Genomic DNA, 14,619 nt, shown 5'->3' with positions numbered 1-14,619 from the left:
CTGCGGGACTCCGCTTCGCTACGTTCCTCGCTCGAATCACGCGCCCACTCCGATCCGGACTGCGGGACTCCGCTTCGCTACGTTCCTCGCTCGAATCACTTGACAGCCTTTCCGTCCAGGACCGTCGGCTCGCCGCGCAGGAAGGTCGCCACGATGCGACCCGGCAGCGTCATGCGGGCGTACGGGGTGTTGCGACTGCGGCTGGCCAGTTCCGCGGGCTCGACCACCCGACGGGCGGCCGGGTCGACCAGGGTCAGGTTCGCCGGCACCCCGGGCGCCGGGTCGAGGCCGTGACCGTCGAGGCCGGCGATCCGGGCCGGGGTCCGCGACATCCGGTCGGCGATCAGGTCCCACCGGGGGCCGAGCACGTCGAGGGCGATGGACAGCGCCGTCTCCAGGCCGAGCATGCCCGGCCGGGCGTACGCCCACTCGCACTCCTTGTCCTCCACGGCGTGCGGGGCGTGGTCGGTGGCGACGACGTCGATGACGCCCTCGGCGAGCGCGGCCCGCAGCGCGGCGACGTCGGTGCCGGTGCGCAGCGGCGGGTTGACCTTGAACACCGGGTCGTAGCTGGCCGTCGGGCTCCAGTCGGCCCCGAGCCCGGGGCTGGCCAGCGCGCCGCGCCCGGCCACCACCTCGTCGGTGAGCAGCAGGTGGTGCGGGGTGACCTCGGCGGTGACCCGTACCCCACGCGCCTTGGCCTGGCGCAGCACCTCGACGCTGCCGGCGGTGGAGACGTGGCAGACGTGCAGCCGGCTGCCGACGTGCTCGGCGAGCAGCACGTCCCGGGCGATGATCGCCTCCTCGGCGACGGCCGGCCAGCCGGTCAGCCCGAGCCGGGTGGAGACCTCACCCTCGTGCATCTGCGCGCCCTCGGTGAGCCGGGGCTCCTCCGCGTGCTGGGCGATGATCCCGTCGAACGCCTTGACGTACTCCAGGGCCCGGCGCATCAGCTTGGGGTCGGCGACGCAGTGCCCGTCGTCGGAGAAGATCCGCACCCGGGCCGGCGAGTCGGCCATCGCGCCCAGTTCGGCGAGCCGCTCGCCGGCCAGGCCGACGGTGACCGCGCCGATCGGCTGCACGTCGACCAGCCCGGCCTGCCGGCCGAGCCGCCACACCTGCTCGACCACGCCGGCGGTGTCGGCGACCGGCGAGGTGTTCGCCATCGCGCAGACCGCGGTGTAGCCGCCGAGCGCCGCCGCCCGGGAGCCGGACTCCACGGTCTCGGCGTCCTCCCGGCCGGGCTCCCGCAGGTGGGTGTGCAGGTCGACCAGGCCGGGCAGGGCGACCAGCCCGGTGCCGTCGACGACGGCGGCGTCCGGCGCGTCCAGCCCGGAGCCGGTCTCGGCCACGACGCCGTCGCGGATCAGCAGGTCGGTCGGCGCGCCGCCGACGACGCTCACGTTCTTGATCAGGTACGCGGTCACCGGTTGTTCCCTCCGAGCAGCAGGTAGAGCACGGCCATCCGCACGGAGACCCCGTTGGCGACCTGTTCGACGATGGTGGAGCGGGGCGAGTCGGCGACCTCGGGGGTGATCTCCATCCCCCGGTTCATCGGCCCGGGGTGCATGACGATCGCGTGCTCGGGCAGCCGGCGCAGGCGTGGGCCGTCCAGCCCGTAGCGGCGGGCGTACTCGCGGGCCGAGGGGAAGTAGGAGTCGTTCATCCGTTCCCGCTGCACCCGCAGCATCATCACCACGTCCACCCCGGGCAGCACCGCGTCGAGGTCGTAGCAGACGTCGGTGCCGGGGTCGGCGTCGGTCGCCGCGGACCCGACGCCCGCGCGGGCGGCCCAGTCGACCGGGATCAGCGTCGGCGGGCCGACCAGGGTGACCTTGGCGCCGAGGGTGCTCAGCAGCAGCACGTTGGAGCGGGCCACCCGGGAGTGCAGCACGTCACCGACGATCGCCACGTGCAGGCCGGCGAGCCGGCCCAGCCGGGCCCGCATGGTGTACGCGTCGAGCAGCGCCTGCGTCGGGTGCTCGTGGGTGCCGTCACCGGCGTTGACCACCGAGCCGTCCACCCAGTTCGCCAGCCGGTGCGGGGCCCCGGAGGCGGGGTGCCGGACGACCACCGCGTCGGCCCCCATCGCCTGGAGGGTCAGCGCGGTGTCCTTCAGGCTCTCGCCCTTGGTGACGCTGGAACCCTTGGCGGAAAAGTTGATCACGTCGGCGCTGAGCCGCTTGGCGGCGGCCTCGAACGAGATCCGGGTCCGGGTGGAGTCCTCGTAGAACAGGTTCACCACCGTCCGGCCGCGCAGCGCCGGCAGCTTCTTGACCTCCCGGCCGGCGACCGTGGCCATCTCGGCGGCGGTGTCGAGGATCTCGGTGGCGGTGCCGGCGTCCAGGTCGCCCCCGGAGAGCAGGTGTCTGATCATGAGCGGGGCCGCCTCTCGTTCGGGCCTGCCGGGTGGCGTCGGGTCGGGTTCACCGGGTCCCCCCGCAGAGCCGTACCTCGTCGGCGCCGTCGGTCTCGACGAGGGTGACCTTGACGCTCTCGGCGAGCGCGGTCGGGATGTTCTTGCCGACGTAGTCGGCGCGGATCGGCAGCTCCCGGTGCCCCCGGTCGACCAGCACGGCGAGCTGCACCGAGGCGGGCCGGCCGACGTCGTTGAGGGCGTCCAGGGCGGCCCGGACGGTACGGCCGGAGAAGAGCACGTCGTCGACGAGGACGACCCGCTTGCCGTCGATGCCGCCGGGGGGCAGCTGGGTCGGGCCGACCGCGCGGGTGGCGTGCCGGCGCAGGTCGTCGCGGTAGAGGGTGATGTCGAGCACCCCGACGGGGACGTCGACGTCCTCGAAGGTGCTGATCCGGGCGGCGAGCCGCCGGGCCAGCGGGGCGCCCCGGGTGGGGATGCCCAGCAGCACGGTGTCGGCGGCGCCCTGGGTCTTCTCCAGGATCTGGTGGGCGATCCGGTCGACGACGCGCTGGACGTCGGCGCTGGCGAGGATCACCTTCACCGAGGGTTGCCGCTCGGGCGACGGGTCGGCAGCCGGTGGGCAGGCCACGGCGGACCTCCTTCCCCGCCTCACGGGACGGGTCGTTAAAGGATGTCGGGGGTGTCCGGTCGGGTCGTGGGGGCCCGACCGGGGCTGGCGGCCACGTTACCAGCGGTCACCTGGCCGTTCACCGCGACCCACTGATCCCCGGATCAGGACGGTGAAATACGGACAAATCACCCGCTATCTCCGATGGGAATGTCACGAGCACTTGACCACGTGTCGCAATCCCCGTACCGTCACGCTCCGTAGCGATCGCGGGGAGAACCCCAAAGCACAGCACTGGGAGTGTCCGAATGCCCTCTGAATACGCCAAGTCGCTGGGCGCCCGTCTGCGCTCCATCCGCCAGCAGCAGGGCCTGTCCCTGCAGGGGGTGGAGGAGAAGTCGAACGGACGCTGGAAGGCGGTGGTGGTCGGCTCGTACGAGCGCGGCGACCGGGCCGTCACCGTGTCCCGACTGGCGGAGCTGGCCGACTTCTACCGCGTTCCCGTCTCGGAGCTGTTGCCCGACGGCAGCGGGGTACGGCACGAGCCCACCAGCAAGATCGTCCTCGACCTGGAGCGGCTGTACGACGAGGCCTCCGAGGACCTCGCCTACGTCGCCCGCTACGCCCGCGCCATCCAGCAGCAGCGTGGCGACTACAACGGCCGGGTGCTCTCCATCCGCGCCGACGACCTGCGCGCCCTGGCGATCGTCTACGACGCCTCGCCCTCCGGTCTGATCGAACGGCTCACCGAGCACGGTGTGCTGGTCGCCGACCCGCGGGCGTTCTTCGCCTCCTGATCCGCGGTCGCGCAACGAGAAGGGCCCGTGCCGTCCGGCACGGGCCCTTCTCGTCACAGCGTGCAGGTCCCGCCCGCGCCACGCACGGCCACGCTCAGCGGGTGGCGTACTCGGCGATCCGGCCGAGGATGCCGTTGAGGAAACGCGGCGAATCGTCGGTGGACATCTGCCGGGCCAGCTCCACCGCCTCGCTGATCGCCACCGCGTCGTCGATCTCGTCGACGTAGAGCAGCTCGTAGACGGCGATCCGGGCCAGGTTGCGGTCGACCGCCGGCATCCGGTCCAGGGTCCAGCCCTCGGCGTAGCTGGCGATCACCTCGTCGATCCGGTCGAGGTGTCCGGCGACCCCCTCGACCAGACCGATCGCGTAGTCCAGGTGCTCCGGACGCGGCTTCTCGATCCGCTCGATGTAGCCGGCGAGCACCTCGACCGGGGGCCGGTCCCGCAGGTCGGCCTCGAAGAGCACGTCCAGCGCCCGCTTACGCGCCTTGCGGCGCGCCGGCATCTGCTGCTTGGCGCCCTCGGCCATCAGGCGCGGCCGAGGTAACGGCCGTCGCGGGTGTCGACCTTGATCTTCTCGTCGGTGGTGATGAACAGCGGCACCTGCACGGTCGCGCCGGTCTCGACGGTGGCCGGCTTGTTGCCGCCGGTCGACCGGTCGCCCTGCAGACCCGGCTCGGTGTAGGTGACCTGGAGCACCACGCTGGTGGGCAGCTCGATGTAGAGCGGCACACCCTCGTGGGTGGCGACGGTCGCCTCGGCCTCGGGGAGGAGGTAGTTGGCGGCCTCGCCGACGGTGCCGCCGGGGACGGTGATCTGGTCGAACGTCTCCAGATCCATGAAGACGAAGTCCTCACCGTCGGCGTAGAGATACTGCATGGTGCGCTTGTCGACGGTGGCGGTCTCGACCTTGGTGCCCGCGTTGAAGGTCTTGTCGACGACCTTGCCGGACAGCACGTTCTTCAGCGTCGTGCGGACGAACGCCCCACCCTTACCGGGCTTGACGTGCTGGAACTCGACGACGGACCACAGCTCCCCGTCGAGGTTGAGTACCAGGCCGTTCTTGAGGTCGTTGGTGGATGCCATTTCCTGCCTTGATCATCAATTGGCGGACAGACCTGACAAGTCTACTAGCTGCGTCTAATCGGCGGCGGGGCCGTCGACCGGGGTCCGGCCGACCCCCCACGGGCCACCCCGCTCGTCACGCAGAGTAACGAACGGCGCGGTCAGTCGGCCCCGCCGAGCCGGGAGGCGAGGTGCCGCAGCGCGAGCCGGTAGCCGTCCACGCCCAGACCGCAGATCACCCCGGTGGCCACCGCCGACACCACCGAGTGGTGCCGGAACTCCTCCCGGGCGTGGATGTTGGAGATGTGCACCTCGACCAGGGGCGCACGCAGCAACGCGCAGGCGTCGCGGACCGCGATCGAATAGTGCGACCAGGCCGCCGGGTTGAGCACCACCGCCGCACCCTCGTCCGCCGCCCCGTGCAGCCAGCCGATCAGCTCGTGTTCCGCGTCGGTCTGCCGGACCACCACGTCCAACCCCAGCTCGCGGCCCGTCTCGACGCAGAGCGTCACCAGGTCGGCGTAGCTGGTCACCCCGTACACGTCGACCTGGCGGGTGCCCAGCCGGCCCAGGTTCGGCCCGTTGAGCACGTACACCCGGGGGGTGTCGGGGCCGGTCACCGGCTCACCTCCCGGTAGGCGGCGTGCAGCAGCTCGTCGTCCGGGCCGTCCAGGATCGCCGGGCGGGCCAGCCCGTCGAGCACCACGAACCGCAACCGGCTCCCCCGCGCCTTCTTGTCCACCCGCATCGCCGCCAGCAGGGCCGGCCAGGCGTCCGCCGGGTAGCTGGTCGGCAGGTCCAGCGCCGACAGCACGCGGCGGTGCCGCTCGGCGGTCGCCGCGTCGAGCCGGCCGGCCAACCGGGCGAGGGTGCCGGCGTAGACGGTGCCGACGGAGACCGCGTGCCCGTGCCGCCAGCGGTACCCCTCGACCTTCTCGATCGCGTGCGCCAGCGTGTGCCCGTAGTTGAGCACCTCCCGCACACCCGACTCGCGCAGGTCACCGGAGACCACGTCGGCCTTCACCCGGATCGCCCGCTCGATCAGCTCCCGGGCCACCGGGCCCGTCGGGTCGACGGCGGCCGTCGGGTCCGCCTCGACCAGGTCCAGGATCACCGGGTCGGCGATGAAGCCGCACTTGACCACCTCGGCCAGCCCGGCGGCCAGGTCGGCCGGCGGGAGGCTGTCCAGCGTGCCCAGGTCGGCCAGCACCCCGACCGGCGGGTGGAAGGACCCCACCAGGTTCTTGCCGGCCGCCGTGTTCACCCCGGTCTTGCCGCCGACGGCGGCGTCGACCATGCCGAGCAGCGAGGTCGCCACCGGCACCCACCGCACCCCGCGCAACCAGCAGGCCGCGACGAAGCCGGCCAGGTCGGTCACCGCGCCGCCGCCCACCCCGACCACCGCATCGGTACGGGTGAAGCCGGCCGCGCCGAGCCGCTCCCAGCAGTCGGCGGCCACCTCGACCCGCTTGCCCGCCTCGGCGTCGGGCACCTCGATCGCCAGCGGGGTGATCCCCGCACCGGCCAACCGCTCGCCGATCTCCTCGGCCAACGCCCGCAGGGGCGGCGCGTACAGCACCGCCGCCCGGGTCGCGTCGGGCAGCAACGCGGGCAGCTCGGCCAACAGGCCCCGCCCGACCAGTACGTCGTACGGCCGCTCGCCGCCGACCGGAATCCGGGTCACCTCGTCCATCGCCGGCAGCCTAGTCCAGCCCCCGCCCCGGCACGGGGACTGTCCACCTGATGGCGGCCCGCCCGGCGTGACCGGACGACCGGGCCGGCGTTGAGCCCCACGGGACCCGGGCACCGGGGACGGGACCGACCCGAACGTGGAGGGACCCCATGGGCAGCACCACCATCGACGGCGCGGACATCCGGCTCCCGGCCACCATCCTCGGCGTCGGCCTCGGCGGCTTCGTCGACGGCATCGTCCTGCACCAGGTGCTCCAGTGGCACCACATGCTCAGCAGCACCGGCAGCGACAACGTCGGAATAAGGGCGTACCCGGTGGACACCGTGCCCGGGTTGCAGATGAACACCCTGTGGGACGGGCTGTTCCACGTGGTGACCTGGGTGGCGGTGCTCACCGGGCTGGCCCTGCTCTACTCCCGGGTCACCCGCTCCCGGGGCCGGCTGTGGCGCTCCGGCAAGCTCTGGGGCTGGGCGCTGGTCGGGTGGGGGCTGTTCAACCTGGTCGAGGGGATCGTCGACCACCACCTGCTCGGCATCCACCACGTGCACGGCGGCCCGCACCGGACCGCCTGGGACGTCGGCTTCCTGCTGCTCGGAGCGGCGCTGGTGGCCCTCGGCTGGGCGGTGCAGCGCCGGGCCACGGCCGTGGACACCTGCGCCGCACGGCGATGACCGGGGCGCACGGCGGCGGGATCGGGCTGCTGCTGCTCGTACCGCCGGTGGTGTTCTGGGGTTATCTGGCCGCCGCGCTGCGCCGACGCGACCCGGGGCGGGCCGGGTGGAGCCACTGGCGGACCGCCAGCTTCGGCGCGGGCACCGCGCTGCTCGCGGTGGCCCTGCTGCTGCCCGCGCACGACCTGGTCGGGCACATGTGGCAGCACCTGCTGGTCGGCATGCTCGCGCCGCTCGGGCTGGTGCTCGGCGCACCCGGCACGCTGGCCCTGCGCACCGTTCCGCCCCGCACCGGCCGGGCCGCCCTACGGCTGCTGCGCCGGCCCGCCGTTACGGTCGCCAGCCATCCCGTCACCGGGTTGCTGCTCACCGCTGGGGGCCTCTACCTGCTGCACCTGACACCGCTGTACCGGGCCACCCTGACCCATCCCGGCCTGCACCCGGTGCTGCTGCTGCACTTCCTGGTCAGCGGGTACGTCTTCACCTGGGCGATCGCCGGCCCCGACCCCGGGCCACACCGGCCCGCCGTGCCGGTACGCCTGGTGGTGCTGGGCCTGTCCGTCGCCGCCCACGCCACCCTCGCCCAGCTGATGTACGCCGGCCTGGTCGACGCCGCCGCGCCGGCCGCCCAGCTACGGGCGGCGGCAACCCTGATGTACTACGTCGGCGACCTGGCCGAGATCCTGCTCGCCCTGGCCCTGCTGGTCACCTGGCGACCCGCGCCCCGCCGGAACCGGGCGGCCCCGACGCGGCGGGTGGACGTGGTCAGGGCCTGAGCAGGGTGACGATCTCGGCGGCGATCTCCTCCGGCGCACGGCCGTCGGTGACCACCGTCGCCGTCGCGACCTCCGCGTAGAGCGGCCGACGCTGATCCATCAGGTGCTTGAGGGTGGCGCGCGGGTTGACCGACAGCAACGGCCGGCCGGCACCGAGCCCGACCCGCTTCACCGCGTCGGTCAACTCGACCGACAGGTGCACCACCGTGTGCCCGATCAGCGCGGCCCGGTTCTCCTCGGCGAGGACCGCGCCGCCGCCGAGGGCGAGCACCCCGGCGTGGGAGGTCACCGCCGCCAGCACCGCGGCCCGCTCCAACGCCCGGAAATGCGCCTCACCCTCGTCGATGAAGATCTCCGGGATCGGCTTGCCGGCCATCTGCTCGATGTCCGTGTCGGTGTCCCGGAACGCCAACCCGAGCAGGGTGGCCAGCTCCGCACCGACGGTGCTCTTGCCGGAGCCGGGGGCCCCGACCAGCACGCAGACAGGCTTCGTCACCGGACCGGCCTTTCGTTCGCGGCTGCGGGGCTCCGCTGCGCTGCACTCCTCGCCCTCACCCGAGCCAGCCCTTCTTGGCGACCGGCGCTCACCGGATGATCAGCGCGTCGAGGTAGCCGGCGAGGTTGCGGCGGATCTCGACCACCGAGTCGCCGCCGAACTTCTCCATGGTGGCCTCGGCGAGCACCAACGCCACCATCGCCTCCGCGACCACCGCCGCGGCAGGAACCGCACACACATCCGACCGCTGGTTGATCGCCGTCGCCGGCTCCCCCGTGGTCACATCCACCGTGGCCAACGCCCGGTTCAACGACGAGATCGGCTTCATCGCCGCCCGCACCCGCACCGGCTCACCCGTGGTGATCCCACCCTCCAGACCACCCGCCCGATCCGTCACCCGACGCACGCCCGTCGCGGTCGGCATGATCTCGTCGTGCGCCTCGGAACCCCGGGACCGCGCCTGCAACCACCCGTCCCCGATCTCGACGCCCTTGATCGCCTGGATGGACATCAACGCGGTCGCCAGCCGGGCGTCGAGCTTGCGGTCCCACTGCACATGGCTGCCCAGGCCCGGCGGCACGCCGTACGCCAGCACCTCGACCACGCCACCGAGGGTGTCGGCGGCCTTCTTCGCGGCGTCGACCTCGGCGACCATCCGGGCACTGGCCTCCGGGTCGAGGCAGCGCAACGGGTCCGCGTCGATCCGCTGGGCGTCCTCGGGCATCGGCCGTAGCCCCGGCTTCGCGGCCACCGAGCCGAGCTCCACCACGTGCGACACGATCTCGATGCCGAGGGACTGCTTGACCAGGGCCTTCGCCACGGTGCCCACGGCCACCCGGGCGGCGGTCTCCCGGGCGCTGGCCCGCTCCAGGATCGGCCGGGCGTCGGTGTGCCCGTACTTCTGCATGCCGGCCAGGTCGGCATGGCCGGGCCGGGGACGGGTCAGCGGGGCGTTCCGGGCCTGGCTGGCCAGCTCGTCCGGGTCGACCGGGTCGGCGGCCATCACCGTCTGCCACTTCGGCCACTCCGAGTTGCCCACCCGGATCGCGACCGGGCTGCCCAGGGTGACGCCGTGCCGCAGGCCACCGACGACCTCGACCTCGTCCCGCTCGAACGCCATCCGGGCACCCCGCCCATAACCGAGCCGACGCCGAGCCAACTCACCAACGATGTCACCAGTGCTCACCGCCACCCCAGCGGGAACCCCCTCCAACAACGCCACCAGAGCCGGACCATGCGATTCACCTGCAGTCAGCCAACGCAACACGACGGTCAGTCTGTCACGAGCGGTGCCGTCGCCGGCACCGTGTCCGGCCCGTCCCGCCCTGCGGACGGCGAGGTCCACCCGGCAGGGCACCGGCACGATCACGACCAGTCGAAGCGCATCCCCAGCCGCTGTTCCAGTGCCGCGTTGTGCGGGGCGAAGTGGGCACTCAACTCGGCCCGGACCTGCTCCGGCATGGCGCTGCTGCGCCGGTGGTTGTGCGCCTCGTACGCGGCGAGCCGGTGCGGGGGCAGGCCGAGGAAGTCCAGCACCCGGGCGTACGTGGCGGCCGGCTCGGCGTACAGCGTCTCGCTGGGCAGGATCAGCCGCTGGGAGCGGTCGAACCGGTCCAGCCACGGCGTCAGGTGCTCCAGGTAGCGGCCCCGGGCCCGGTAGGTGTACCAGTCGTACGCCTCGCTGAAGTACGTCGGATCGGCGACCAGCTTCTCCCGCTCCCCCGCCGTCCGTTCCTCCTCGCGGGCCAGCGCCTCGGCGAAGTCCAGCGGCTCCTTGCCCTCGGTACGCCGCTCCTTCCAGTGCGAGTACGCCCGTTCCACCGGGTCGCGGAGCAGGAAGATCAACCGGACGTCGGGCATCAGCTCGGCGACCCGTTGCGCCACGAGCGGGTGGAACATGTACAGCGGTGCGGCCTCGCCGACGCGTACCGGCCCACCGTGCCGGCGTTCCAGGGCCTGCCGGTGCCGCACCGTCGGGAAGTGCGACCGGTACCACGCCTCGCCCCGGCCCCAGTTCTCCTCGAAGTAGTGCGAGGTCTTGGTGTTCCAGGCCGGGAAGAGCCGGGGCACCAGGGGGTGCGCCAGCAGGTAACGCCACAGCGAGGTGGTGCCGCCCCGCTTGGTGCCGGTGATCAGGAAGTCCGGCAGCGGCCGGCGGTCGCTGGTGCGTTCGCCGTACCTGACCAGCGAGCTGCGCACCTGGTGGGTGACCTGGTGGGGGACCACACCCTTGAGGCGGTCGCGGATCGTCATCGTCTCCCTCTCGTCACGCCGGTCTCGGCCTGAGCATCGTCACGGCGGCCCGGACCGTACGCCGGACCCGCCCATCCAGCAGCAGCCCGGCGGCGACGACCGCCAGCACCACCAGGGCCAGTGCCAGACCGGCCACGCCCCGGCCGGCGACCAGCGCGCTGAGCACCGCCACCACGGCCGCGCCGCCGCCGGCCCCGACCGCCGCCCAGCCCACCGAACGGGTGAGCAGCGGCTCGCCGATCGCCACCCGGGCGGCCAGCGCGGCCAGCACGTTCTCGGCGACCACACCGGCCGTCCAGGCGTACGCCGCGCCGAGCGCCCCGTGGTCGGGGATGAGCAGGAAGCCCAGCCCGACGGTGAGCGCCAGCCCGACCAGGGTGGCCTGGAGGTGCCGGGCGCTGTTGCCGCTCATCAGCAGCATCGTCTGCACGATGCCCACCCCCGAGTTGACCAGCATCGCCCCGGCGAGCACCGCCAGCGGGGCGGCCCCGACGGTGAACCCGTCGCCGAAGAGGCTGAGGAACCCGGGCGCGAACACCGCCAGCAGCAGGTACGCCGGCCAGGACAGCAGGATGATCACGACGGTGACCCGCCGGTAGACCAGTGCCGCGTCGGCGGTGCGCCCCTGCCCGAGCAGCCGGGACAACTGGGGCGCGACGGCGACCCGCAACCCCTGCATGATCAGCAGTCCGGCCAGGGCGTACCGGCCGACCGCGCCGAAGACGCCCGACTCGTCCGCGCCGGCCAGCGCCGAGGTGAGCAGCACGCCGACCCACATGCTGCTCGCGTCGATGGCCGCCGACACCGCCCGGGGCAACGCGAAGCCCCAGAGGGTACGCCAGTCCGCGCCGTCCGGGCGTAGCCGCGCCCCGGCGAGCAGGCCGAGGGGCCGCAGCAGCAGGACGGCGGCGGCGACCACGGCCAACGCCACCGGCAGCAACCAACCGCCGAAGCCGACGACCACCCCGGCACCGGTGGCGACCGTCGCCAGCAGCAGGGCGGGCCGGGCCAGCGGCACCAGCACGTACTGGATGCCGACCACGGCGGTCACCGGCCGGACCGCCCGGACGGCGGCGAGCAGCACGGTCATCGCCACCGTGACGGGCAGGGCGAGGAACGCCAGGCGCAGCAGCGTCGGCCCGTCCGACCGGGCGAAGAAGACCGGGGCGAGCAGGTCGGCGGTGAGCACGCCCACCGTCGCGACGACCCCGGTGAGCAGCAGGACCGGCAGCAACGCGACCGGCAGCAGCCGGGCGGCGTCACCGTCGGCACCCACCCGGCGGCGGGGCAGGGCCCAGACGAGGGCCGTGTCCGCACCGGCGCAGCAGACCGCGCCCAGGATGGAGACCACGCCGATGGCGGTGAAGAGCGCACCGGAGCCGTCTGTGCCGAAGCCGCGCACGATGACCACGGTGAGCAGGAAACCCAGCGCGCCGTTGACCGCCGCGCCGACCAACCCGACCGCACCGTTACGGGCGCTGCGCCGTACCTCGCCGGAGCCGCCCGCCGCGTCGGTGACGACCGGGCCGGCCGACGGGGGCGACCCCGGATCGGCGGCGCGGCGGTCGAGCTGCCGGGGTACCGCCGGAGTGGTTCCGGTTCCCGGTCGTCTCATGCCTGCTCCCTGCCGTCCTCGGTGCGGGTCTGGCCTCCGGTGCCGTCCTGCTCCCCGGCGCGGGGCCGGTCGTCAGCCGGGGTGGTGGGCGGGGTGTCGCCGCCGACGCATGCGGGTTGCACCACCGTCGGCGCGTCCACCCCGCCGGCCGGCCGGGAACCGCTGACAGGTGTCGCCGCCGGGGGCCGGACGGGAGCCGGAGCCGGAGCTGACGTCGGAGACGGAGCCGGAGCCGGAGCCGGAGCCCCGATCGGGGCCAGGGTCGACATGGGAGCCGGAGCTGACGGCGGAGGCGGGGCAGGGGACGACGCCGGGTCGGGAGCCGGCGGTCGGGCCGGCCCGGGAAGGGGGATCGCGGTCCGGCGGGGAGCCGGCCCGGAAGCCGGGGGCGGGGCCGCGACCGGAGGCGATCCCTGGCCCGGCGCCGGGGCGGGTGAGCAGGGGCGGGCCGGAGCCTGAACCGGGGGCCAGGACGGCGCCGGGGCCGGTGGCCGGCCCGGAGCCGACGTCGAAGGCGCGGCCGGGGCCGGTGGCTGGGGTGCGCCCGGGGACGCCGTCGCGGGCGGAGCCGGAACTCGGGGTGCGGCCGTGGGCGTCGTCGTGGCCGGGGCCGGGGATGGAGCCGGGGACGCTGCCACAGGCGGGGCCGGGGCCCGGGACGGGACCGGAGACGCTGCCACAGGCGGAGCCGGGGCCCGGGACGGGACCGGAGACGCTGCCACAGGCGGAGCCGGGGAGGCCGGCGCGGGCGGAGCCGGGGTGCGGGGCGGGACCGGGGAGGCCGTCGTGGGCGCAGCGGAGGGTGGCACGGCGGCGGTGGCCCTGGTGGCGGGCTGGGGCGGCACGGCGGCCCGGGTCGGCGGGGTCGGGACGGTCGCCGACGCCCGGGCCGGCACGGCGGCCGTTCCGGTCGCCGGGGCAGTACCGCCGGTCGCCACGGTGCCGGTCGCCGCACCACCGGTCGCCGAGGGCGGTACGCCGGAGCCGGCCGTCGCGGGGCGTGGCGCGCGGGCGTCGACGACCCCCGGCGCGAGGGTCACCGCGCGGTTCACCGGCCCGCTGACCGCCGCCAGCCCGGCCCCGACCGCGAAGAAGATGACCGACATGTTCGGGTCGATGTAGGCGTACACCGGGATCACCACCAGGGCGATCACCGGGATGGTGCTCAGCCACTGCCCGGCCGGGGAGACCGCGCCGGCCAGCCGCTTGGCGATCAGCGCCAGCCAGGCCAGGAAGGCGACCAGGGCCGGGATGCCGTGGCTGTAGAGCACCTGCCAGATCATCCCCTGGGTGCCCAGGGGTTCCTCGGCCAGCGTGGTGTCGACGCTGTTCGGTGCGCCGTACCCGAGCAGCGGCGAGCGTTCGACGGCCTGGAGGGTACGGACGTAGAGGTCCATCCGGTCGACGTTGGTGTCGGTGCTGCTGACCCGGTTGTCGATCAGCTCCTGCACCGGCACCACCAGGCTGACCACCCAGACCAGCAGCACCAGCCCGCCGATCGAGGCGATCAGTTTGGCGTTGCCCCGCACCAGCGCCCGCAGGCCCAGGTAGGTCAGCCCGGCCCCGAGGCCGAGGAACATGCCCCGGTTGAGGGTCATGAACGCCGGCACCATCGACAGCGGCAACGACACCAGCAGCGCCACCCGGAACTTGCCGGTACGCACCGAGGTCAGGTACGCCAGCACGCACGGCACCAGCAGCGCGTACGCCGTACCCCAGTTGTTGGTGTACGGGTAGGGCGCGGCGGTCCGGTAGATCGGGGCCCGGGAGACCGGGTTGAACTCGTTGGCCCGCACGTGGGTCAACGCCTGGATGAACCGTTCCCCCGACATGCTGCCCGGCAGCAGCATCTCCACCGGGGTGGTGAGCTGGAACCGGGGTGCCAGCACGGCCAGCCAGCCCAGGGCGACCACGCCCAGCCAGTACCAGCCGAGCGGGCGGAGCACCTGCTCCCAGGGGACGCCGTCGCGGACCAGGTTGTAGACGTAGACGCAGACGATCAGCGCGGTCAGCATGAAGCCGAAGCGCAGCCCGGAGGTCAGGTAGGCGGTGGCCCGGTCGAGCCGGGTGAAGCTCAGCAGCACCAGGGCGAGCAGCACCAGCCAGCAGGCGGTGCCGGCGGGCAGCGCCACCCGGCCCCGGGTGACCAGCAGGCCCAGCAGCACCACCCCGAACACCGACCAGCCGAGGTAGAAGCCGCCGAGCATCCACCAGAGCGGGACCAGCCCGAACATGGCCAGCAGCGGCCAGGTGGGCAGCGGCGGCG

At 73.6% G+C, this 14,619-nt stretch carries 14 protein-coding genes and 1 pseudogene; 3 read left to right on the top strand and 12 right to left on the bottom strand.

The annotated features are described in order from the left end of the window. Positions 1–95: 95 nt before the first annotated feature. From FJK98_RS10940 to pyrR, 3 genes are read right to left on the bottom strand one after another with little or no spacing between them, the layout of a single operon-like run. A complete protein-coding gene (locus FJK98_RS10940; protein WP_145918927.1) occupies positions 96–1,427 on the bottom strand; it encodes a dihydroorotase in 1,332 nt (443 codons plus the stop codon). Beyond that, entirely contained in the window at positions 1,424–2,377 is a 954-nt protein-coding gene (locus tag FJK98_RS10935) for an aspartate carbamoyltransferase catalytic subunit (protein ID WP_145918926.1), read from the bottom strand. The genes FJK98_RS10940 and FJK98_RS10935 overlap by 4 nt, the downstream gene beginning before the upstream one ends. A gap of 49 nt (positions 2,378–2,426) precedes the next feature. Beyond that, positions 2,427–3,008, bottom strand: coding sequence for a bifunctional pyr operon transcriptional regulator/uracil phosphoribosyltransferase PyrR (pyrR, locus tag FJK98_RS10930; protein ID WP_145918925.1), 582 nt, complete (start codon positions 3,006–3,008; stop codon positions 2,427–2,429). A 287-nt stretch (positions 3,009–3,295) separates the two neighbouring features. Here pyrR and FJK98_RS10925 point away from each other — a divergent pair, with 287 nt between their 5' ends. Next, entirely contained in the window at positions 3,296–3,784 is a 489-nt protein-coding gene (locus FJK98_RS10925; RefSeq protein WP_013285505.1) for a transcriptional regulator, read from the top strand. A 94-nt stretch (positions 3,785–3,878) separates the two neighbouring features. Here the strand turns inward: FJK98_RS10925 and nusB are convergent, their stop codons facing one another. From nusB to aroB, 4 genes are all read right to left on the bottom strand, one after another. Continuing rightward, complete coding sequence (nusB, locus tag FJK98_RS10920) at positions 3,879–4,289, bottom strand: transcription antitermination factor NusB (RefSeq protein ID WP_194823152.1); 411 nt, start codon at positions 4,287–4,289, stop codon at positions 3,879–3,881. Positions 4,290–4,312: 23 nt separating this feature from the next. After that, positions 4,313–4,870 (bottom strand): elongation factor P, encoded by a 558-nt coding sequence (gene efp, locus FJK98_RS10915; RefSeq protein ID WP_145918923.1) that lies wholly within the window; start codon positions 4,868–4,870, stop codon positions 4,313–4,315. 140 nt (positions 4,871–5,010) lie between these two features. Next, a complete protein-coding gene (aroQ, locus tag FJK98_RS10910) occupies positions 5,011–5,469 on the bottom strand; it encodes a type II 3-dehydroquinate dehydratase (protein WP_145918922.1) in 459 nt (152 codons plus the stop codon). Next, positions 5,466–6,542 carry a 3-dehydroquinate synthase gene (aroB, locus tag FJK98_RS10905; RefSeq protein ID WP_145918921.1) on the bottom strand — a complete coding sequence of 359 codons (1,077 nt, stop codon included), beginning with the start codon at positions 6,540–6,542 and terminating at the stop codon, positions 5,466–5,468. Before aroB ends, aroQ begins: the two co-directional genes overlap by 4 nt. 149 nt (positions 6,543–6,691) lie before the next feature. On the opposite strand from aroB, the gene FJK98_RS10900 reads away from it, so the two are divergent. Beyond that, positions 6,692–7,213 (top strand): DUF2243 domain-containing protein, encoded by a 522-nt coding sequence (locus FJK98_RS10900; RefSeq protein ID WP_145918920.1) that lies wholly within the window; start codon positions 6,692–6,694, stop codon positions 7,211–7,213. After that, positions 7,210–7,989: a cytochrome c oxidase assembly protein gene (locus FJK98_RS10895; RefSeq protein ID WP_145918919.1), complete on the top strand. Its 780-nt coding sequence runs from the start codon at positions 7,210–7,212 to the stop codon at positions 7,987–7,989. The genes FJK98_RS10900 and FJK98_RS10895 overlap by 4 nt, the downstream gene beginning before the upstream one ends. Here the strand turns inward: FJK98_RS10895 and FJK98_RS10890 are convergent. From FJK98_RS10890 to FJK98_RS34790, 5 genes and pseudogenes are all read right to left on the bottom strand, one after another. Next, on the bottom strand, positions 7,979–8,485 hold the full coding sequence (locus FJK98_RS10890) for a shikimate kinase (protein ID WP_145918918.1): 507 nt from the start codon (positions 8,483–8,485) through the stop codon (positions 7,979–7,981). The genes FJK98_RS10895 and FJK98_RS10890 overlap by 11 nt on opposite strands. A gap of 88 nt (positions 8,486–8,573) precedes the next feature. Beyond that, positions 8,574–9,752 carry a chorismate synthase gene (gene aroC, locus FJK98_RS10885; RefSeq protein WP_145918917.1) on the bottom strand — a complete coding sequence of 393 codons (1,179 nt, stop codon included), beginning with the start codon at positions 9,750–9,752 and terminating at the stop codon, positions 8,574–8,576. A 98-nt stretch (positions 9,753–9,850) separates the two neighbouring features. Beyond that, positions 9,851–10,738 (bottom strand): sulfotransferase domain-containing protein, encoded by an 888-nt coding sequence (locus FJK98_RS10880; protein ID WP_145918916.1) that lies wholly within the window; start codon positions 10,736–10,738, stop codon positions 9,851–9,853. Between the two features lie 13 nt (positions 10,739–10,751). Continuing rightward, positions 10,752–12,353 (bottom strand): lipopolysaccharide biosynthesis protein, encoded by a 1,602-nt coding sequence (locus tag FJK98_RS10875; RefSeq protein ID WP_145918915.1) that lies wholly within the window; start codon positions 12,351–12,353, stop codon positions 10,752–10,754. A 1,004-nt stretch (positions 12,354–13,357) separates the two neighbouring features. Next, a pseudogene (locus tag FJK98_RS34790) lies at positions 13,358–14,587 on the bottom strand (O-antigen ligase family protein); the annotation flags it as partial. Positions 14,588–14,619 lie beyond the last annotated feature (32 nt).

Source organism: Micromonospora sp. HM134 (genome assembly GCF_007833915.1).
Classification (GTDB): Bacteria; Actinomycetota; Actinomycetes; order Mycobacteriales; family Micromonosporaceae; genus Micromonospora; species Micromonospora wenchangensis.
Note: the sequence above shows the minus strand (reverse complement) of the source record. Positions and strands in the feature narration are given on the sequence as shown.